The sequence below is a fragment of the Streptomyces sp. NPDC001770 genome (assembly GCF_053596135.1).
In genome coordinates this window covers 92,114-111,132 of sequence record NZ_JBSFFN010000023.1, presented here as the reverse complement: position 1 = coordinate 111,132, position 19,019 = coordinate 92,114, and the positions used below count along the sequence as shown (strand labels likewise).

General features: G+C 73.7%; 12 protein-coding genes, 1 tRNA gene and 1 pseudogene. 4 read left to right on the top strand and 10 right to left on the bottom strand.

Annotation, left to right across the window (positions count from 1 at the left end):
• Nucleotides 1-52: 52 nt before the first annotated feature.
• Nucleotides 53-1,606, top strand: coding sequence for an FHA domain-containing protein (locus tag ACWCSV_RS21220; RefSeq protein WP_451144407.1), 1,554 nt, complete (start codon nucleotides 53-55; stop codon nucleotides 1,604-1,606).
• A 34-nt stretch (nucleotides 1,607-1,640) separates the two neighbouring features.
• Here ACWCSV_RS21220 and ACWCSV_RS21215 read toward each other — a convergent pair whose 3' ends face one another.
• Nucleotides 1,641-2,630, bottom strand: a complete 990-nt coding sequence (locus ACWCSV_RS21215) for a methyltransferase domain-containing protein (RefSeq protein ID WP_451144405.1) — start codon at nucleotides 2,628-2,630, stop codon at nucleotides 1,641-1,643.
• 58 nt (nucleotides 2,631-2,688) lie between these two features.
• Nucleotides 2,689-3,585, bottom strand: coding sequence for a LysR family transcriptional regulator (locus ACWCSV_RS21210; RefSeq protein WP_451144403.1), 897 nt, complete (start codon nucleotides 3,583-3,585; stop codon nucleotides 2,689-2,691).
• Between the two features lie 270 nt (nucleotides 3,586-3,855).
• On the opposite strand from ACWCSV_RS21210, the gene ACWCSV_RS21205 reads away from it, so the two are divergent.
• The gene (locus ACWCSV_RS21205; RefSeq protein WP_451144401.1) at nucleotides 3,856-5,310 is read left to right on the top strand and encodes an MFS transporter; all 1,455 of its coding nucleotides are present in this window, start codon (nucleotides 3,856-3,858) and stop codon (nucleotides 5,308-5,310) included.
• Between the two features lie 40 nt (nucleotides 5,311-5,350).
• Nucleotides 5,351-5,755: a globin gene (locus tag ACWCSV_RS21200; protein WP_451144399.1), complete on the top strand. Its 405-nt coding sequence runs from the start codon at nucleotides 5,351-5,353 to the stop codon at nucleotides 5,753-5,755.
• Between the two features lie 78 nt (nucleotides 5,756-5,833).
• Here the strand turns inward: ACWCSV_RS21200 and ACWCSV_RS21195 are convergent, their stop codons facing one another.
• The 7 genes and pseudogenes from ACWCSV_RS21195 to ACWCSV_RS21165 form a co-directional block, all read right to left on the bottom strand.
• Nucleotides 5,834-6,610 (bottom strand): hypothetical protein, encoded by a 777-nt coding sequence (locus tag ACWCSV_RS21195; protein WP_451144397.1) that lies wholly within the window; start codon nucleotides 6,608-6,610, stop codon nucleotides 5,834-5,836.
• Nucleotides 6,607-7,029 (bottom strand): acyl-CoA thioesterase, encoded by a 423-nt coding sequence (locus ACWCSV_RS21190; RefSeq protein WP_266704383.1) that lies wholly within the window; start codon nucleotides 7,027-7,029, stop codon nucleotides 6,607-6,609. The genes ACWCSV_RS21195 and ACWCSV_RS21190 overlap by 4 nt, the downstream gene beginning before the upstream one ends.
• A 5-nt stretch (nucleotides 7,030-7,034) precedes the next feature.
• Nucleotides 7,035-8,699: an energy-dependent translational throttle protein EttA gene (ettA, locus tag ACWCSV_RS21185; protein ID WP_390963045.1), complete on the bottom strand. Its 1,665-nt coding sequence runs from the start codon at nucleotides 8,697-8,699 to the stop codon at nucleotides 7,035-7,037.
• 422 nt (nucleotides 8,700-9,121) lie between these two features.
• Nucleotides 9,122-10,597, bottom strand: a complete 1,476-nt coding sequence (locus ACWCSV_RS21180; protein ID WP_451144445.1) for a Cys-Gln thioester bond-forming surface protein — start codon at nucleotides 10,595-10,597, stop codon at nucleotides 9,122-9,124.
• A 696-nt stretch (nucleotides 10,598-11,293) separates the two neighbouring features.
• A pseudogene (locus ACWCSV_RS21175) lies at nucleotides 11,294-11,659 on the bottom strand (single-stranded DNA-binding protein); the annotation flags it as partial.
• A gap of 241 nt (nucleotides 11,660-11,900) precedes the next feature.
• Entirely contained in the window at nucleotides 11,901-14,318 is a 2,418-nt protein-coding gene (locus ACWCSV_RS21170) for a GTPase (protein ID WP_451144395.1), read from the bottom strand.
• Entirely contained in the window at nucleotides 14,315-15,961 is a 1,647-nt protein-coding gene (locus ACWCSV_RS21165; protein ID WP_451144393.1) for a dynamin family protein, read from the bottom strand. Before ACWCSV_RS21165 ends, ACWCSV_RS21170 begins: the two co-directional genes overlap by 4 nt.
• Before the next feature lie 317 nt (nucleotides 15,962-16,278).
• Here ACWCSV_RS21165 and ACWCSV_RS21160 point away from each other — a divergent pair.
• Nucleotides 16,279-16,351 (top strand) — tRNA-Arg (locus tag ACWCSV_RS21160).
• Between the two features lie 262 nt (nucleotides 16,352-16,613).
• On the opposite strand, the gene ACWCSV_RS21155 is transcribed toward ACWCSV_RS21160, so the two are convergent.
• Nucleotides 16,614-18,740, bottom strand: coding sequence for a cellulose binding domain-containing protein (locus tag ACWCSV_RS21155; RefSeq protein WP_451144391.1), 2,127 nt, complete (start codon nucleotides 18,738-18,740; stop codon nucleotides 16,614-16,616).
• Nucleotides 18,741-19,019: the final 279 nt, after the last annotated feature.

The window sequence follows — 19,019 nt, the reverse complement described above, 5'->3', positions numbered from 1 at the left end:
CGACGAGCATGACGGCCCCCTGGGCCGGACGAGGAGAGGGGGAAGCGCCGACATGCCGACCTGCCCGAACGGACACCAGTCGGGTTCCGAGGACTGGTGCGAGGTCTGCGGACATCGCATGGCCGGAGCCCGCCCGCCCGGTTCCGTCCCCCCGCCTCCTCCGCCGCCGCCCGCGCCCGGGTACGGCTATCCGCAGGGCTCCGGCCCCGGCGGTCAGCCGACCGCGGGCGTGGAGCTCTGCCCGCAGTGCCGCACCCCGCGTGAGCCCGGGGGGCCGTTCTGCGAGGAGTGCCGGTGGAACTTCCTCACCAACACGGCCACCTCGTACACCCCGCTGGCCCCGCAGCCCGGCGCCGGTGGCGGAGCCGGGCCCGGCCTCAATCTGCCGCCCGGCTTCCAGGCGCAGCCCGGTCCCCGGCAGGCACCGCCGGCCCCGCAGTCGCAGGGCCCGCAGTCCCAGGGCCCTCAGTCCTCGGCCCCGCACTCCTCGGGTCCTCAGCCTCCGCAGCCGCGCGACCCCTTCGAGTACCAGGGTTCGCGTCCCTCGCAGCTGAACCGCCCGGCGGAGCCGCTCGTACCGGACCGCGACGGCCGGCAGGCGCCGCCGAGCGGGTTCCAGCAGGGCCCGCCGCCCTCCGCGTTCCAGCAGGGTCCGCCGCCCCCGGCCTTCCAGCAGGGCCAGCAGGGGCAGCAGGGCCGTCCTGGGCAGCCGAGCCCCCAGGGCGGGCCGGGACAGCAGCCGCCGTTCCCGCAGGGCGGGCAGCAGCAGTTCCCCGGCCACCCCGGGCAGCCGTCCTTCCCGCAGGGCCAGCCGGGTCACCCGAACCAGCAGGGCGGGCCGGGCCGGCAGCAGGGTGGCCGGCAGGGCCCGCAGCAGGGTCCGCCGGCCGGGTTCCAGCAGGGACCGCCGTCGTCGTTCCAGCAGAGCGCGCCGCCCGCGCCCGGTCCGGTGTCCGCGCCGGAGGCGGACGACTGGATGCTGCCGCCGCCTTCGCAGGGGCAGCCCGGGGCACAGGCGGGTGCCCAGGCGCCGCACGCCCCCGCGCCGCACCAGCCGCCGCCGCACGCCTTCCAGCAGCAGAGCCCCCAGGGGGCCTTCCCGCCGGCGTTCCCCGGTCAGGTCGGCTTCCCCGGTGCCCAGGCGGGTCCCGGAGCGCAGGGCGGCCAGGCGGGTCCCGGTGGGCAGGAGCCGCCGCGGCCGGCCACCTGGACCGCGGTGATCGCGCCGGACCGTGACTACTTCCTGGCGATGATGCAGCGCAGCGGCCCGGAGGCGACCGGGCTGAACCTGCCCGCGTACTCCCCCGAGCAGCACCTCGAGCTCGCGGGCAGCCAGGTCACCATCGGGCGCCGCCGGCACTCCACCGGTGAGTCGCCCGACATCGACCTGGCGGTGCCGCCGGAGGACCCGGGCGTCTCGCACCAGCACGCGGTCCTGGTGAAGCAGCCGGACGGCGGCTGGGCGGTGGTGGACCAGAACTCCACCAACGGCACCACGCTGAACGGCGCCGAGGATCCGATCCAGCCCTATGTGCCGGTCCCGCTCCAGGACGGCGACCAGGTGCACGTCGGCGCGTGGACGACGATCACGGTCCGCCGGGGCTGAGCCCGCCGGGCTCCTTGAAGGAACGTACGGCCTCTCACCGCTCCTCGTGACCGGTGAGGGGCCATACGTACGGGCCCTCCGGATCGTCCAGCCAGGCCCACTGCCGGCCCCGGTCGACGGTGAGGCCGAAGCGTTCCCGTTCGGGGCGTCCCTCGCCCTCCCAGAGGTTCATCGCCTCGTCCGCGCCGAGCGAGCCGCCCGCCAGGGTGAGCAGGAACGAGTAGAGGTCGTTCCCTGTCATGCGCCGGGCCCGGCCGCCGTACCGCTCCGGTGTCCCGCGCAGCGGTACGAAGAACGCCGGGGTGTGCAGGAAGTGCCCCTCGGCCCGCCACCCGCCCGCCGTCTCCCGTACCCCGAGCGAGACCAGACCGGTGGCGAAGGGGGCCAGGATGCGCGCGCCGGGGGCGCACTGGGCGAGCCAGCCCTCCGGGATCAGCGGCAGGGTGCAGGTCGCGATGATCCGGTCGTACGGACTCCGCCCCGGGCAGCCGCGTGCCCCGTCGCCGGTGACGACGGTGGGGCGGTACCCGACGGCGGCGAGGTGGCGGCGGGCGGACTCGGTGATCTCCGGGTCGAGGTCGACGGTGGTGACCGCCCGGTCGCCGAGCCGGTGGGCGAGCAGGGCGGCGTTGTAGCCGGTGCCCGCGCCGATCTCCAGCACGCGCTGGCCGTCGCGCACGTCCAGCGCGTCGAGCATGAGCGCCATCAGGGAGGGCTGGCTGCTGGAGGAGACGAGTTCGCCGTCCTTCATCCGGGTGGCCAGCGGCCCGTCCGCGTACGCCCCGCGCAGCCACTGCTCGCGGCGTACGGGGTCGGCGTCCTCGCACCAGAGGCGTACGTGGCCGAGCAGCCCGCCCTCGTAGTAGTACGGCACGAACAGGTGGCGGGGCACGTCCTCGAAGGCCGCGCGCCATGCGGGGTCGCGCAGCCCGCCGCCGGCCGTGATGAGCCGCACCATGGCCTGCCGGGCCGCCGCCCCCTCGGCCTCGAACGGATCGCGTGCCGCGCGCTCTGGTCCACCCATGCCTCCACTCTCCTGCGGCGGCGCCCCGCGGGCGAGCGGCGGCGGCCCGCCGGGCCCGTCACGAGGGCGGGTGGGTGGCGTGGGCCGCTGCGTACAGGATGTCCCGCAGGCCGGGCAGGGCCTCGCGGTCCTCGCGCCAGACGAGGCGCAGGCTGAGGTCGGGCAGGGGAAGTCCGAGCCGGACCAGGGTGCCCGCCCGGAGGCTGTCGGCGACCGCGAAGTGCGGCAGCAGCGCGATGCCGAGGCCGTGCTCGGCCCAGGCGCGCATCACCGTCACCCCGCCGGCCCGGACCCGCTCGGGGCCGGTGCCGAGGATCTGGTCGCCGGCCATCCGGAACGAGCACTCCGGGACGTTGACCAGGAGGCGCTCACGGCCGAGGTCGGCGGGGACCAGCACGCTCAGGCCGGCCAGCGCGTGGGCCGGAGCGGCGACCAGGGCGAGCGGGACCGGGTCGAGATCGACGAACGCCAGCGGTTCGGCCGGCGGCGGAAAGCCGAGGCCGCCGAGTTCCTCGCCGGAGTCCAGCAGCAGCGCCGCGTCGAGCCGCCCCGCCACGACGTCGGCGAACAGCACCTGGCGGCTGCCGTCGGCGTGCACCTCGACGTCGGTCTCGGGCCGCCGCTCGGCCAGCCGGGCGAGGAGCAGCGGGACGTGGGAGCCGGCCAGTGTCTCCAGCGCGCCGAGCCGCAGCCTCGGGCGCTCGGTCCGGACGTCGCGGACGGCCCGTTCGGCCGTGTCGAGCAGGGAACGCGCCCAGCCGCGCAGCCGTTGCCCGGCGGCCGTCGGCTCCATCCCCCGGGGTCCCCGGTCGAACAGGGACACCCCGAGAGCGGACTCGAGGGAGCGGACCTGCTCCGAGACCGAGGAGGGGGCGAGACCGAGCGCGACGGCGGCCGCGGTCACGGTCCGGTGGTCGAAGACCGCCGCGAAGACCCTGAGTTGGCGTAGCTCCATGGCAGAGGAGAACGCGTCGGAGCGTTCGGAGATTCCGCATGCCGCGTGCGGACGCACCGGTGGAGCTTCCCCGCCGCGACGGCCAAGGTGGGCTGTCCTCACCCGAGTTCGCCGGGACGCCGCCGTGCTCGTCCCCGCCTTCCCGGCCGGGGGCCCCGAACTCCCGCCTCCCGGCCCCCGACTCCCGCCCCCATCTCCCCAGCTCCCCGACTTCCCGACTTCCCGACTCCCGACTCCCCGACTCCCCGACTCCCCGGAGGACTACCCGTCATGGCTGTCGTCGACCCGCCCGCGTCCACGGGCCGTTCCGCCCCGAAGAGCTCGAAGACACCGAAGTGCCGGAAGGCCGTGGAGGTCCCGGAGACCCCGAAGAGCCCGGAGAGGCGGCGGGCCCGCGCGCTGACGGGCATTTCGCTGGGCTACTTCATGGTCCTCCTCGACACCACCGTGCTCTCGGTCGCCGAACCCGATCTGGCCTCCTCCCTGGGCACGTCGATGGCCGGACTCCAGTGGGCGGTCACCGGCTACACCGTGGCCTTCGCGGCGCTGCTGCTGTCGGCCGGGGCCGCGGCCGACCGGTTCGGGGCCGAGCGGCTCTTCCGTGGCGGTGTCGCGGTGTTCGTCCTCGCGTCGGTGCTCAGCTCCGTCGCGCCCGGCCTGACCGCGCTGCTGCTGCTCCGGGCGGTCTCCGGCGCAGCCGCCGCGGCGTGCGTACCCGCCTCCCTGGCGATGATCGGCCGGCTCTACCCGGAGCCGGCCGCGCGGGCACGCGCGATCTCGGTGTGGGCCGCGGTCAGCGGGGCGGCCGTCGCGGCCGGTCCGCTCGCCGGGGGCGTCCTCGTCGAGGCGGCCGGGTGGCGCGCGGTGTTCCTGGTCAACGTGCCCGTCGGGCTGGTGGCGCTGGCCCTCGCCCGGGGGCGTTCGGTGGTCTGTCCCCGCAGTGACCGTCCCCTCGACCTGCCCGCCCAGGCGGCCGCCGCGGTGGCGCTGGCGCTGCTCACGGACGCGCTGATCGCCGCCGGGGCGCGGAACACGGCCCACACGGTGTGGTCGGCGGCGGGATTCCTCCTCGCGGCGCTCACCTTCCTCGTGCGCGAACGGGGAAGCCGGTCGCCGGTCCTGAACCGGGCCCTGCTGCGGTCCGCCCGGGTGCGGGCCGGTCTCCTGGCCGGCGCGGCCGTCGGCTTCGCGCTGGCCGGCGCGCTCTTCGTACTCCCCCTGCTGCTCCAGCGGCAGTGGCACCTGAGCCCGCTGGAGACCGGGCTCGTCTTCCTGCCGCTGACGGTCCCCTTCGCCGCCAATCCGCCGCTGACCGGCAGGATCGTGGCGCGCAAGGGCCCCCGGCTCCCCATCCTGACCGGTCTCTCGCTGCTGACCGCCGGGGGTGCGGCGCTCGCCGTCCCGGCCTTCACCGGGGTCAGCTGCCTCTGGCTCGCTCCGGGCCTGCTGCTCACCGGTTTCGGGATCTCCTTCGTGCTGCCGGCCCTCGCGGCGGCGGTGGTCGGCGCCGCCCCGGAAGGCACCGCGGGCTCGGCCGGGGGCCTGCTCAACGCGGTACGCCAGGTCGGCGCCACCCTCGGCGTCGCCCTCATGGGCGCCGCCGCGGCCTCGCACGCCGGCTGGTCCCTGTTGCTGTCGGCCGGGATCTGCGCGCTCGCCGGACTCGTCTTCGCGTGGGCCCGCCCCGCCGCCGGCCCCAGGGAGCCCGGTACCGGAGGGTCCTAGGACCCCGGACCTGGGCCGGTACGTCTGCGACCATGGAGACGTGACAGAGAACCCGCGCGACACGCTTCAGGAGCAGACCTTCTACGAGCAGGTCGGCGGCGAGGCGACCTTCCGGCGCCTGGTGCACCGCTTCTACGAGGGAGTGGCCCAGGACCCGCTGCTGCGGCCGATGTACCCGGAGGAGGACCTGGGTCCGGCCGAGGAGCGGTTCGCGCTCTTCCTGATGCAGTACTGGGGCGGTCCCCGGACCTACAGCGACCACCGCGGCCACCCCCGGCTGCGGATGCGGCACCAGCCGTTCCGGGTGGACCGGGCGGCGCACGACGCCTGGCTCGCGAACATGCGGGTGGCCCTGGACGAGCTGGACCTCGCCCCCGAGCACGAGCGGCAGCTGTGGTCCTACCTCACGTACGCGGCTGCCTCGATGGTGAACACGGCCGGCTGAGACGCCGGTGGTGGCCGGGCCGGCGCGAAGACGTCAGCACCGGCCGGCCGGAGCACCCATGGGGCCGGGGCGGGGACCTCAGCGCCGGCCGACCGACACCTGGAGCGCCCCGAGCCCGCCGCTGCCCTCGGCGCGCAGCGCGACGGAGCCGTACGGGGTCCGCAGCCGCAGCCAGGACCCCGCCGACAGCAGGCCGACCGGGAAGTCCGGCTGGGGGCGGAGGAAGCCGAGCGACTGGGCCGCGTGCACGGCACGGAGCGGGAGCGGGGTTTCGCCGACCTGCCGTGACCAGATCTCGCGGCCGATCAGATCGCGTTCGGCCCGGGTACGGCGCTCCTCGGGGAGCGCCTCGTCGCGGGCGCGGAACTCGCCGACGGCGGTGGTCAGCGCGGTCCGCAGCTCCTGCGGACCCGGCAGGCCAGGGATCTCCCGCCAGGGGCCGCGCGGCGGCAGCAGCCCGGTCCAGGGCGGCCCGGTGACGGGGGCGGGCAGGACGCCGGCGCCTCCGCCGGAACGCCCGGGGCCTTCGGCGCCTCCGCCGGAGTCCTCGGAACCTCCGGGGCTCCCGGAGGCCTCAGGGCTCCCGGAGGCTTCCGGGGCCAGCGTCTCCAGGAACTCCCCCGCCGACACCGTGACGTCGAAGGTTCCGGTGCTCCCGGTCCCGGCCAGGCGTGCGGTACGGATTGCCAGCACGTCGAACGACGGCGGGCGCCCGAACACGGCCAGCGCCCCGCCGGCCGCCTGGAGGCGGACGGCGGCGGCGCGGTCGTAGTGGAGCAGCCGGCCGAGGAAGGCGGCGAGGTCCGCCGCCTCCCTCGCGTCGGCGAAGAGCACGGAGTGCACGGGCACGGTCATGCCGCGGCGGGCTCCTGCTCCATGTACTCCTGGAGGAAGAGCTTCTCCTCGGCGGAGATCCGTCGGGGCCGCCCTTCCACCAGGTTGTAGGGCACGACGACCGTGGAGGCCCGCACGTACACCAGGTCCGCGTCCTTGATCTCGTACGCGATCGTCAGGGACGCCGCGCCGATCTTGGTGACCCAGGACTCGACGGTGACCGGCGCGTGGCGGTGGACCAGCGGCCGGAGGTAGTCGATCTCGTGGCGGGCCACGACGGAACCGCCCGCGAAGGACGGCGAGCCGTCCCCGGGCGCCAGCCGGAACATGAAGTCGATGCGCGCCTCCTCCAGGTAGCGGAGGAAGACCACGTTGTTGACGTGGCCGAAGGCGTCCATGTCCGACCAGCGCAGCGGGCAGGGGTAGAGGTGACGGGCCACGGTGATCAGCCCCGGGTGAGCTTCTTGTACGTGGCGCGGTGCGGGCGGGACGCGTCCGCACCGAGGCGCTCGACCTTGTTCTTCTCGTACGACTCGAAGTTGCCCTCGAACCAGTACCACTTGGAGTCGCCCTCGTACGCCAGGATGTGCGTGGCGACGCGGTCCAGGAACCAGCGGTCGTGGGAGATGACCACAGCGGCGCCCGGGAACTCCAGCAGGGCGTTCTCCAGCGACGACAGGGTCTCGACGTCCAGGTCGTTGGTGGGCTCGTCGAGGAGCAGCAGGTTGCCGCCCTCCTTGAGCGTCAGCGCCAGGTTCAGGCGGTTGCGCTCACCACCGGAGAGCACACCGGCCGGCTTCTGCTGGTCCGGGCCCTTGAAGCCGAACGCGGAGACGTACGCCCGCGAGGGCATCTCGACCTGGCCGACGTTGATGTAGTCCAGCTCGTCCGAGACGACGGCCCAGAGGGTCTTCTTCGGGTCGATGTTGGCGCGGGACTGGTCGACGTACGAGATCTTGACGGTCTCGCCGATCTTGACCGTGCCGGAGTCCGGCGTCTCCAGGCCCTGGAGCATCTTGAACAGCGTGGTCTTGCCCGCGCCATTCGGACCGATGATGCCGACGATGCCGTTGCGCGGCAGCGTGAACGACAGGTCGTCGATCAGGACCTTGTCGCCGAAGGCCTTCGAGAGGTGCTCGACCTCGACGACGATGGAACCGAGGCGCGGGCCCGGCGGGATCTGGATCTCCTCGAAGTCCAGCTTCCGCATCTTGTCGGCCTCGGCAGCCATCTCCTCGTAACGGGCGAGGCGGGCCTTGGACTTGGTCTGGCGGCCCTTGGCGTTGGACCGGACCCACTCCAGCTCTTCCTTGAGCCGCTTGGCGCGCTTCTCGTCCTTGCGGCCCTCGACCTTGAGGCGGGCGGCCTTCTTGTCGAGGTACGTGGAGTAGTTGCCCTCGTACGGGAGCGCGCGGCCGCGGTCCAGCTCGAGGATCCACTCGGCGACGTTGTTGAGGAAGTACCGGTCGTGGGTGACGGCGACGACCGCACCCGCGTACTTCGAGAGGTGCTGCTCCAGCCAGTTCACCGACTCGGCGTCGAGGTGGTTGGTGGGCTCGTCGAGGAGCAGAAGGTCGGGCGCCTCGATGAGCAGCTTGCAGAGCGCCACACGGCGCTTCTCGCCGCCGGAGAGGTTGGTGACGGGCCAGTCGCCGGGCGGGCAGCCCAGGGCGTCCATGGCCTGCTCCAGCTGGGCGTCCAGGTCCCACGCGTTGGCGTGGTCCAGGTCTTCCTGGAGCTTGCCCATCTCTTCGAGCAGCGCGTCGGAGTAGTCGGTCGCCATGAGCTCGGCGACCTCGTTGAAGCGCTTGAGCTTGCTCATGATGTCGGCGGCGCCGTCCTGGACGTTCTCCAGAACGGTCTTCTCCTCGTCGAGCTTCGGCTCCTGCATGAGGATGCCGACGCTGAAGCCGGGCGAGAGGAAGGCGTCACCGTTGGACGGCTGCTCCAGGCCGGCCATGATCTTCAGCACCGTGGACTTACCGGCGCCGTTGGGGCCGACGACACCGATCTTCGCGCCGGGCAGGAAGTTCAGGGTGACGTCATCGAGAATCACCTTGTCGCCGTGCGCCTTGCGCGTCTTGCGCATGGTGTAGATGAACTCAGCCAAGAGAAACCGTCCGGCAGCAATAGAGGTGTGGGCAGATACACCCCATCTTGCCTGACGACAAGCCCACGGGGGAAACCCGTCCCACCCGGGGCCGCTGACCTGGACGGCAGCGGGGGGCCACGAGCGGCGGCAAAGGCGACATCGCCGGACGAGACGCCGCCGGCAGCGGCCGGAAGCCGCTGGAAGCCGCTGGAAGCGCCGTCGGGCGACCGGGGCGGGGGCGGGTGCGATCGGGGCGCCTCGGGCACGTGCGGGGAGACCCCGGGTGCGCGCGGCGGCTCCAGGTACGCGCGAAGGCCCCGCACCCCCGGGAAATCCGGGGGCCGGGGCCTTCGGTCGTACGGTCCTGCGGCGGTGCGGCACTCCTGCCGCCGCACCGTCACGGCGCGGTGCGCGCGGTCACCGCGCGCACCCGGCGGCCACTACTGGGCGCCGGCGGCCGCCTTCTTGCGGCGGAGGAAGACCATCGTGCCGATGCCGAGGAGGACGAGCACGACGGCGACGCCCGCGATGACCGGGGTCGCGCTGGAGCCACCGGTGGCGGCGAGGTCGCCCTCACCACCGCCGGTCGTGTCGGCGGCGGCGGCGGTCGCGACGGGGCTCGGCGAAGCGCCGGCCTGGGTGTCGGTGCCCTCGTCGCCCGGAGCGGGGGTGGAGGCGGTGACGCAGTCGAGCACGCCCTTGAAGTTCTGCTTGAAGTCGATGTCGACACCGCCGAGGGTGATGTCGTACGCCTTGTCCTCACCGACCGGGACCGACACGGTCTTGGTGCCACCGGCCTCGACGGTGAAGTCGGTACCGGCCTCGAACGAGAACCTGAACGGCTGGTCGCCGCTGTTGGTCACGGTGAAGTCGACGCTGCCCTTGGCGCAGTTCTTCTGTGCGGTCACCGCGGGAACCGGGCCCTTGGCGGCCCAGGTGGCGGTGGCCTGCGCGGAGACGACGGACTCGCTGGAACCGGCCAGGATCTGCGTCTGGCTGGTGGTCGTCACGCCGGTGAAGACACGGCCGACCGGGACGGAGGTGGTGGCCTGCACGGTGAGTGCGGCGGTACCGTCCGCGGCGCCCTTCGGCACGTCGAAGTAGAGCTCGGTGCCGTCGGTCGCCTTCGAGACGGGGTTGCCGTCCTTGTCGGTGATCTTGATGCCGCTGGCGACGGCGTCGGCGGGCGGGGCCACCGCTGCCTCGGCCGCGTCGGTGTGGACGGTGACCGGGCCGAGCAGGCCGCCGGCCTGCCCGGAGACGACGGCGGGGCTCACGGTGAGCGACGCCTGGGGCTCGGCCGAGTTCTGGGCCGCGCCCTGGAGGTAGTCGGCGAGCTTCTCGGCGTCCTTGTTCACCGCGGTGACGTCGGCGTTGTCCGAGAACCGCCAGATGGCGACCTGGGTGCCGGCGGCCGCGGTGCCCTCGGTGAGCGAGCCGACGCCGGCCGCCTTGGCGAGGGAGGCGAGGTCGTCGACCTGCGGGTAGGAGTGCTCGAGGATCCAGCGGATGCGGCCGGCGTTGTCGTTCTTGCCGAGCGAGGACTCCGCCCAGGGGGTTTCCTTGTACTCCGCCGCCGGCTGGGTGGGGTTGTGGATGTCGATGCAGTAGGTCTTGAGCTTGCCGCCGCCGTCGACGGTCATCTCGAAGAGACCGGCGGAGACCCGCTGGTCGTCCGCTCCGGGCGTCTTGATGACGGCCTTGTCGAACGTCTTCAGCCCGTCCAGGACGGCGGTCGCGCCACCCTGGTGCTGAGGTGCCTCGTCGGCCGCCGCAGCGCCCGCGCCGGTGAGGGCGCCGGCCGCGACGAGACCGGTGACCAGTGCGGTGGAGGCCAGGCGGGCGAGCCCGTGGCCCCGTCCCCGCAGCGGCCGACGTGCGGCCCGACCGGCGCCGAGGGCCGGGTCGGACGATATGTCGGAATCTTGAAGCGCTGAAATCTCAGAAAACGCAGAAGTCACAGAATTCCCCTCCGGGGCGGAGCCCTCGCGCTCGGTGCGCGTGTGGGGAGTGCCCCGCCGAAAGACTCAAGTGCCCATGAGTACGGGGGAATCCTATGGACGGGGCCCAGAACCGCTCCCCCGTCTTACGGTCGCACAACCATTCCGAATCGCAATCGTTATCGCCGCCACTCCCGCCCCGCGGAGCGCGACGAAAACCATCAGCACCCCGTCACCAACCGTGCACCGAGCGCTCGCTGACCCACTCAAGATCTCGACACATGCTCCACGGACCGTTTCTGACAGGTCGTCGGCTCATGTGAACACCGCCGCCGCTCGGGGAACCTCTCCCGCTCCCGCATGGCCTCCCTCTCCGCCGACGGGCCCGAGCTCCCAGGAGGGACCGTCACCGACCGGTTCGCTCGCGAAAACCGGACCGTCCGCGTCCTGTCCCCCCGGCCCTGCCGCCCCACCTCCCGGGCCTCCTCCCTGCCCTCCCGCCGGCCCTCCTGGCGGCCCTGCGCCGGCTCTCGTACGAGCACCCTCACCTGCACCGGCGCCCGCTCCCGCACGCATGCCCGTGCCCGTGCCCGTGCCACCTTCCGCCACCAGCCCCGCACGCGCCCCCGCGCCCGCGCCCACTCCTGCCTCCGCTGCCTCCGCGCCGAACGGCGGCTCGCGTCGCGTCGCGCGCCGGAACGCGGCGGTGCCCCGGTTCAGGTCGTGGCCCACCGCTACCGCCTCGACGTCCACGAACGTCCGGTGCGCGCCCTCGCGTTCCTCCTCCCGGACCTTCAGCCGGCCGTGCACCAGCAGTGGTTCGCCCACGGAGACGGAGGCGGCCACGTTCGACGCGAGGCCCCGCCAGGCCCACACCGTGTAGAAACTCGTGTGCCCGTCGGCCCAGAGCTGCTTCTCCCGGTCCCAGCGGCGGGGTGTCACGGCGAGACGGAACCGCGCCATCCCGCCCGAGGCCGTCTCCCGGTACTCCACCCCCGTCGCGGCATTGCCGACCAGCGTCACCAAGGTCTCGTTCATGTCCTGTCCCCCGCCTTCGCTTCCTGTCCGTGCGGGCGAGCCCGCCGGGTGCCGCCCAGCAGCCGGGGTTGACGGGCCGCCCGCGTACGCCACCCGAACGCGGGAGAGCCCCGCGCACCGGTGGGTACGCGAGGCTCTCCCCGCTTCCCCGTGCCGCTCCTCCGCCACCGCGCCCGCGTGCTGGGCGGTGCGAAGGACTCCATGCTGGACGAGGGGCGGAGATCCTGCCGGGGCCTGTGGATTACCGGCCGGTTGTGGACAACTCCGTCACCGCCCCGTACCGCTCGCGCACTTCGCGGTACCGGGAGAGTTCGGCGGCCACCGGGTCGAGGACCCTGGCGCGACCGCATCCGGCCGCCGCGTCCCGCAGCCGCCGCTCGACCTCCTGCCCGTACCGCCGGGCCGGACCGCGCGCCGCGGCCGCGCACGCCCACTCCACCAGCGGACCGCCGACGACTCCGGCGAGCATCACGAGCGCGGGGACGACGAGCCCCGGTTCCAGCACCCCGACGATCTGACCGACCAGCCACAGCCCTCCGAAGATCTGCAGGAGGGTCATGGACGCCTGGACCACGACCGCCGCCGGCCACCACTTGGGGCGCGGCGGCTTGGCGGGCCGGCCGAGCAGCACGGGCGAGCCCTGGACGCTGCCGACCCCGGTCTCCGCACCGTCCCCCCGGGACCGGTTCCGTCCGAACCGCCCCGGGCCGCGCGTACGGCCGCCCCCGCCCGCCCCCGAGGGCCCGTCCGCCGTGCCGGTCCCCGCCGCGCCGGCGCCGGCCCTCCGGCCTCGGGCGGGGACGGCCGAACCCGCCGTCCCCGCCAGCTCGTCCAGCGCCTCGGACAGCCCCTTCGCCCCGTTGTACGCGGCCTCGCGCACGGCCTGGGCCCACGGGTCCGGGAGCCCTCCGGCGGCGTCGTCGGCCACCACCCGTACCGCCTGCTCGACCCGCTGCCGCGCGGTCGCCTCCTCTTCCTCCCGTGCGGGGGTGAGGACCTGTCCCATGCGCTCCAGGCCGCCGAGCCTGCGCGTCGACTCGTACCACCGCCAGAGCCGCAGCCACGGGGTGCCGCAGGCCCGGCCCGCGTTCCGGCGCCACTCGCGCTCGGCCGCCTGTCCGGCCGCCGAAGCGCCGACCGCGTCGGCGAGCCGGTCGGTGAACTCCTCCCGGGCCCGCTCGCCCAGCCCGGAGCGTCCCTCCGCGACGTACACCGGGCGCAGCCGCGCGGCGGCGGCGTCCACGTCGGCGGAGAGCCGGCGCTGTGCGGCCGTACGCTCCTGCACGAACTTGCCCAGCAACTCGCGCAGTTCGCCGACCCCTTCGCCGGTGAGGGCGGAGAGGGCCAGCACGGTGGCGCCGGGGTCTCCGTGCTCGCCCACCGCCATGCCGTCCTCGTCGAGCAGCCGGCGCAGATCGTCGAGGACGAGGTCGGCGGCTTCGCCGGGCAGCCGGTCGATCTGGTTGAGCACGACGAAGCTGACCTCCGCATGGCCGGCGAGCGGGCGCAGATAGCGCTCGTGCAGGGCCGCGTCGCCGTACTTCTCCGGGTCGACGACCCAGATCACCGCGTCGACGAGGGCGAGGACCCGGTCCACCTGTTCCCGGTGCCCGGCGGCGGCCGAGTCGTGGTCGGGGAGGTCCACCAGGACGAGCCCCTGGAGCGCCGCGTCGGCCCCCGCCGTCCCCGACTGGGGCCTGCGGCGGAGCCGTCCGGGGATCGCCAGCCGGTCGAGGAGCCCTGCGGCCCCGTCCGTCCAACTGCACGCGATCGGGGAGGAGGTGGTCGGCCGCTTCACGCCGGTGTCGGAGATCTGCGCTCCGGCGAGAGCGTTGAAGAGGGAGGACTTCCCGCTGCCCGTCGCTCCGGCGAGGGCGACCACGGTGTGCCGGGAGGAGAGCCGCTGCCGCGCGGCAGCCTCTTCGAGCACCCGGCCCGCCTCGGCGAGCGCCCCCTGGTCGATCCGCGCGCGGGACAGCCCGACCAGCTCGCGCAGCGCTTCGAGCCGCGGCCGGAGCGTGCCGCCCGACGTTACGTACGCCTCCACCTCGGGCCCCGGTTCGTCCTCGGGCACCGCCGGCTCGCGCTCGTCGGCCTTGGCTGCCCGAACCGCGGCCCGGCGGGCGATGAGCCCGTCGTCCCAGTGCGAGGCCACGCCCGCCGGGGTGACGGCGGTGTCCTGCGGGTACGGGTCGCCCGCCGACGCGGGTGCGTCCGCCTGTGCCCCGGGGACGACGCCTGGTACGCCCCTCACACCCTGTACACCCGGCTCGTCCACCGGCCCGGCAGCGCCCCTGTCCGCGTTCCGGTCCGACGCATTCCGGTCCGACTTCCCGTCCGCGTTCCGGTCCACCTTCCGGTCGGCGTTCCAGTCCGGCTTCCCGTCCGCGTTCCAATCCGGCTTCCGGTCGGCGTTCCGGTCCGGCTGCCGGTCGGCGACGCGTGCGGCCCCCGGCACCTTCGGATCGCCGACGGCGGGGGCCTCGGGCACGCCATCGTCCTCCGACGCCTCGGGTGCTTGCGATGTCACGGGTGCTTCCGATGTCACGGGCGCCGTCACGTCGTCGCGGTCGCCCCCGCCGCCCGCGCCCCCCTTTCCCTGGCCTCTCCCCCGGCCCTGATCGCCCTGCTCCCGGTCCTGATCCACGACGGCAGTCATCGCTGCCTCCTCTCCCTCTGCAACACGGACAGTGCGGCGATCAGCTCCGCCTGCGGCTCCGGGGCGATGTCGAGCGCGTCGAGCGGGGCGAGCCGCCGCTCCCGCTCCACCCGCAGCACCTGGTCCAGATAGCTGGTGAGCAGGGCCCCGCCCTTGTCCCGCAGCCTCAGGGCGCCCTGCGCACCGATGCGTTCGGCGAGCTGCTCCCCCGCGGTGCGGGCCCGCCGCCCGCCCAGCAGGGCGGCTGCGAGGAGTGCGGCGACGGTCTCCGGGTCCGGCGCCACACTGCGGTCGAGCCGGCCCACCTCCTCCTCGGCCAGCTCCTCGACGACCCGCCGCCACCGACGTACCGCCACGGCGATCCGGCCCTCGACGTCCTCCGCCGGACCCCAGCCGCCGCCCTCCCGGCCCGCGCTCTCGAAGCGGAACCCCGCCGCGGCCGGATCCCGCCGCCAGGCCGTACGGATCTTCTCGTCGGCGGCGGCGACGGCGCACTGGATGAGGGCGACCAGGCTCTCCACCAGCGCTTCCAGCACCTCGCAGGCCGAACTGTCCAGCGGGTACCCGCGCCAGCGCGTCCGGGCGTCGCCCGCCAGCACGGCACCGTCGCGGAGCCTGCGGCGGATGCGCTCGGCCTCCTTCTCGTACGCGTCCTCCACCGCGCCGGTGAGCCGTACGGCCGCCGCGTACTGCTGGGCCACGGCCCCGGCGAGCGCGGGCATCCGTACGTTCAGCGAGTCGATGACCCCGGCCGCCGTACGCCCCACCGCCTGCTGCCGGGCCGCGGGGTCCTGGGCCCGGTGGGTGAGCCAGGCGCGCAGCGGGGCGACGGCCGTGGTGGGCAGCAGCCCACTGGCGCCGCCCGCCGACTCGGGGAGCTCGGGGATGGTGAAGCGCGGTACGTCCCCGAGCCCGGCGCGGGTCATCAGCGCCGCATACTGGCGGGAGACCTCGCCCACCACCTGGTGCGGCACCCGGTCGAGCACGCTGACCAGCGAGGCGTCGTACTCCTTCGCCGTACGCAGCATGTGCCAGGGCACCGCGTCGGCGTACCGGGACGCCGTGGTCACCATCACCCAGACGTCGGCCGCACAGATGAGTTCGGCGGCGAGGACCCGGTTGCGTTCGACGAGCGAGTCGATGTCGGGGGCGTCGAGCAGCGCGAGCCCGCGCGGCAGGCTCATCGCCGTCTCGACCCGCAGTTCCCGCGCGGCCCCCCGCACCCGCCCGGCGCCCGCCTCCTCGATCCCGTCCGCCCCGGCCCCCCGCCCCGGCGGCAGCCAGACCCGGGTCAGCTGGGGCAGCACCCGTACGTCGGCGAACCAGTGGTGGTCGTCCGGGTGGCAGACCAGCACCGGCGTCCGGGTCGTAGGCCGAAGCACCCCCGCCTCGCTGACCCGGCACCCGACGAGCGAGTTGACCAACGTCGACTTCCCCGCCCCGGTGGACCCGCCGATCACCGCGAGCAGCGGCGCCTCGGGCGCCTTCAGCCGGGGCAGCAGGTAGTCGTCGAGCTGTGCGAGGAGTTCGTCCCTGGTCTGACGGTCCCGCTCCGATCCGGGGAGCGGTAGTGGAAGACGCACGGCAGCGACACGGTCGCGCAGGGCGGAGAGTGCGTCGATGAGCTGAGGCCGTACATCCATGGTCACCACATGCGAAGAATGCCCGCTTTTGGCGCCTTTTTGAAGCGTATGGCCACCCGTGCGCGGCGGTTCCACCCCGAGAGCAGGCGGGACATGCACAGCGCGGGCATAACGAGTGCACAACACCCGCGCGATCCGGCCCGAAAACCGGTGCGCGATCCGTACCCAGCTGCGATTATCGGTTCGCTTCACCGAACCTCCACAAGGTGCCACGCAGGCGAAGCAACCGGGACACCGCGACAAGAGCCCTATCCTTGTCCCGGCACGGCGAGGGACTCCCCCACCACAGGACTCCCGCCCGCCACGGCCCACACCCGGCCCCCGTAGCTCAGTGGATAGAGCAGGCGCCTTCTAAGCGCTTGGCCGCAGGTTCGAGTCCTGCCGGGGGCACTGTCGAGAGCCCTCCCCATCGGGAGGGCTTTTCGCTGGTCGGGGCGGGTTTCTGTGGGGACGACGAAGCCCCGGCATCCCCCTCTGCGATCAAGGTCGGACACCGGGGCTGTACGGCTGTCACCGGATTTCTGCGGGTGACCGAGGGCACCCCTGCCGCTCGGCGCGGCCTGCGGGCCCTGTTCCCGCCCGGACCGGGTGGTCCGCCCGGACCCCCGGACCGCCCGGACCCCCGGACCGCCCGGACCGCCCGGATCGAGCGTCAGCCGCTGGAGCAGACCGTGCCGTTGAGGCGGAAGGCCGTCGGGTCCGGGTTGGGCCCGTCGTTGGCGCCGACGAAGCCGAAGGAGACCGTCGAGCCGCCGTCCGGGGCCAGCGGCCCCGCGCCCTCGGGTGCGGTCACCCGCACGTGTGAGCCGGTCTGCTGGAACGTGGCGTTCCAGCCGGAGGCCACCGACTGCGTCCCGGTCGGCCAGTCCCAGTCGACGGTCCAGCCGGTGATCGGCACGTCGGAGAGGTTGCGGACGGTGACCGTGGACACGAAGCCGTTGCCCCAGCCCGTGTCACGGTGGTAGGTCACCGCGCAGGCCGCGTTCGACGGGAAGCCGGTGGTGAAGGTCAGCGGAGAGGACGGGGCGGAGAGGCGTCCCGAGGCGTCGGCTGCCAGCAGGTTGACCGTGTGGGTGCTGCCCGGGGGCAGGTTCCGGAGGGTCACGGACGTGCCGGTGGCCTCACCGATCAGGTGGGTGTGCGCGCCGTCGCGCTCCTGGACCAGGTAGCGGGCGGCGCCCGTCGAGTTGCTCCACGACAGGCGAGCGGTGGTGTCGGTCACCCCCTCCAGCTTCGGGGTGTCCGGGGTTCCGGCGGCCGAGGCCACCGGACCGGTGCCGGCCTGCGGTTCGAGGGTGACGGTGAGCAGGGCGGACGCCGGCACGGTGACCCGTGAGGTGGACGCCTCCCCTGCGGCGAGCGCGGTGATGTCGCTGTCGCCCGGCGCGTAGCGGCTGGCCTCGGGAGCGGTGGCGGCCGGAGTGAAGCCCGCGTACGCGAGGTCCACGGTCCGGGCGGCGTCCGGGTTCTTGTTGACGAGCAGGACACTCAGCCGCCCGTCGCGACGGAGAACCGCGTGTGCCGAGACGTCCTGCGCGGAGGACGCGGCAGCGACCATGGTGTCGCCCGCAGTGCCCAGTTCGCTGGTCATCTTCATGCCGTAGTAGGGGTGGAACGGTGTGTTCGGCGCCGGCTCGCACACGTCACCGGTGCAAGCACCGCTGGAGAGCATCCCCATGTCGCCGTAGTCCGTCTCGCCGTCGACGGTCGTGATCTGGCCGATGCCGTTGTGGGTGTTCCACCAGTCGACGTTGAACACGCCGTTCTCCAGAGCCGTCATGAACGCGTCGGCGGCGAAGAGTCCGTTGGGACGGGCGGTGAGCCGAGCGCCACCGGTGTTGGTGTTGATCTCGGTGAGGGCGATGCCGATGCCCGGTGAGCCGGTGCCCGCGTACCGGTCGAGCTGGCTGCGCACCTCCCGCAGTTCACCGGGCAGCCTGGCCAGCCTGGCCGTGGCGTCCGCGGCGGTGGTGTCGGATCCACCCGCGTACCAGTGGACGCTCACAAAGTCGATGACGTCGGCCACTTCGGGCAGCACGGTGTTGTTCCAGTCACCGGGATCCCCCTCGCCGACCACGCCGTCCGGCCATTCGCCCGGAACGGTGAGGACCGCGCCGATCTTGACGGTCGGGTCGACGGCCTTCATGGCCGCGGCGTAGGCGCGCACCTGGCGGGCGTACTCCCCAGGGCTCTTGTCCTGGTGGTCGTCGTGCTCCCAGCCGCTGCCGTAGTGACCGTTGCCGTAGATCTCGTTGCCGATCTCCCAGTACTTCGCGCCGTATTTCTTCGTGACGTTCGCGTACCTGACCCAGCCGGCCGCTTCCTCGGGCGTGCCCGAACCGTAGTTGGCGATCAGGATGGGCTGCGCGCCGGTGGCGGCGACGGTGCCCATGAAGGAGTCGAAGCCGGTACCCGGGGCGACGTAGCCCCCGGGCGCCGTGTTCGTCTCCCAGTGATAGATGTCCGCGTACGACCCGCCGGGGTAGCGCATCGCGCCCACGTCGGCCGCCTTCATGAGGTCGGCCACCTCGGGATCGTTCATGTGCGAGTCCCACACCGCGGTATTGACGCCGCGGGCGGTGTCGGACAGCCGGCCCAGCGCCGCCTGGGCGTTGACCTGGACGTCCACGTCCGCGACGGCGGTCGCCGAAGACGCGGCGGGCGCGACACCGACCAGCGACGTCAGCAGGGCTGAGGCCACGGCCATGACGGCCGCGCCGCGCGCGAGGGGGCGTAAGCCGGTGGCGGCCGGGCGGCCGGGTCCGTGCGGTACTGGCATGGGAGTCCTCACTGGGTGGTCCGTCGTCACGAGCGGGTCAGTGGTTGTCGGGTGGTGCCGATGAGCAGGCGAACGACCGGCGCGGCGGCGAAGCGCCGTCCGGGCAGCGGAACGTTCCGCGCGGGCGGCGCGGAAGGCGGGACGTGAGCGCGGTGCGGTCGGGCACATGCGGGCCGGCGGCCCGATCCCGCCTATGGGAGCGCTCCCATAGTGAGAGCGGTGTGACCTCCTGTCAACGCCCGTACACGAAAGTGATTTTGGGGCCCCACGGCGACCCAC

Bases quoted from the DNA above. Each gene is read 5' to 3' on its own strand.
- ACWCSV_RS21220 (WP_451144407.1), top strand. From the start codon at position 53: ATGCCGACCTGCCCGAACGGACACCAGTCGGGTTCCGAGGACTGGTGC.
- ACWCSV_RS21215 (WP_451144405.1), bottom strand. From the start codon at position 2,630: ATGGGTGGACCAGAGCGCGCGGCACGCGATCCGTTCGAGGCCGAGGGG.
- ACWCSV_RS21210 (WP_451144403.1), bottom strand. From the start codon at position 3,585: ATGGAGCTACGCCAACTCAGGGTCTTCGCGGCGGTCTTCGACCACCGG.
- ACWCSV_RS21205 (WP_451144401.1), top strand. From the start codon at position 3,856: ATGGCTGTCGTCGACCCGCCCGCGTCCACGGGCCGTTCCGCCCCGAAG.
- ACWCSV_RS21195 (WP_451144397.1), bottom strand. From the start codon at position 6,610: ATGACCGTGCCCGTGCACTCCGTGCTCTTCGCCGACGCGAGGGAGGCG.
- ACWCSV_RS21170 (WP_451144395.1), bottom strand. From the start codon at position 14,318: ATGACTGCCGTCGTGGATCAGGACCGGGAGCAGGGCGATCAGGGCCGG.
- ACWCSV_RS21165 (WP_451144393.1), bottom strand. From the start codon at position 15,961: ATGGATGTACGGCCTCAGCTCATCGACGCACTCTCCGCCCTGCGCGAC.
- ACWCSV_RS21155 (WP_451144391.1), bottom strand. From the start codon at position 18,740: ATGCCAGTACCGCACGGACCCGGCCGCCCGGCCGCCACCGGCTTACGC.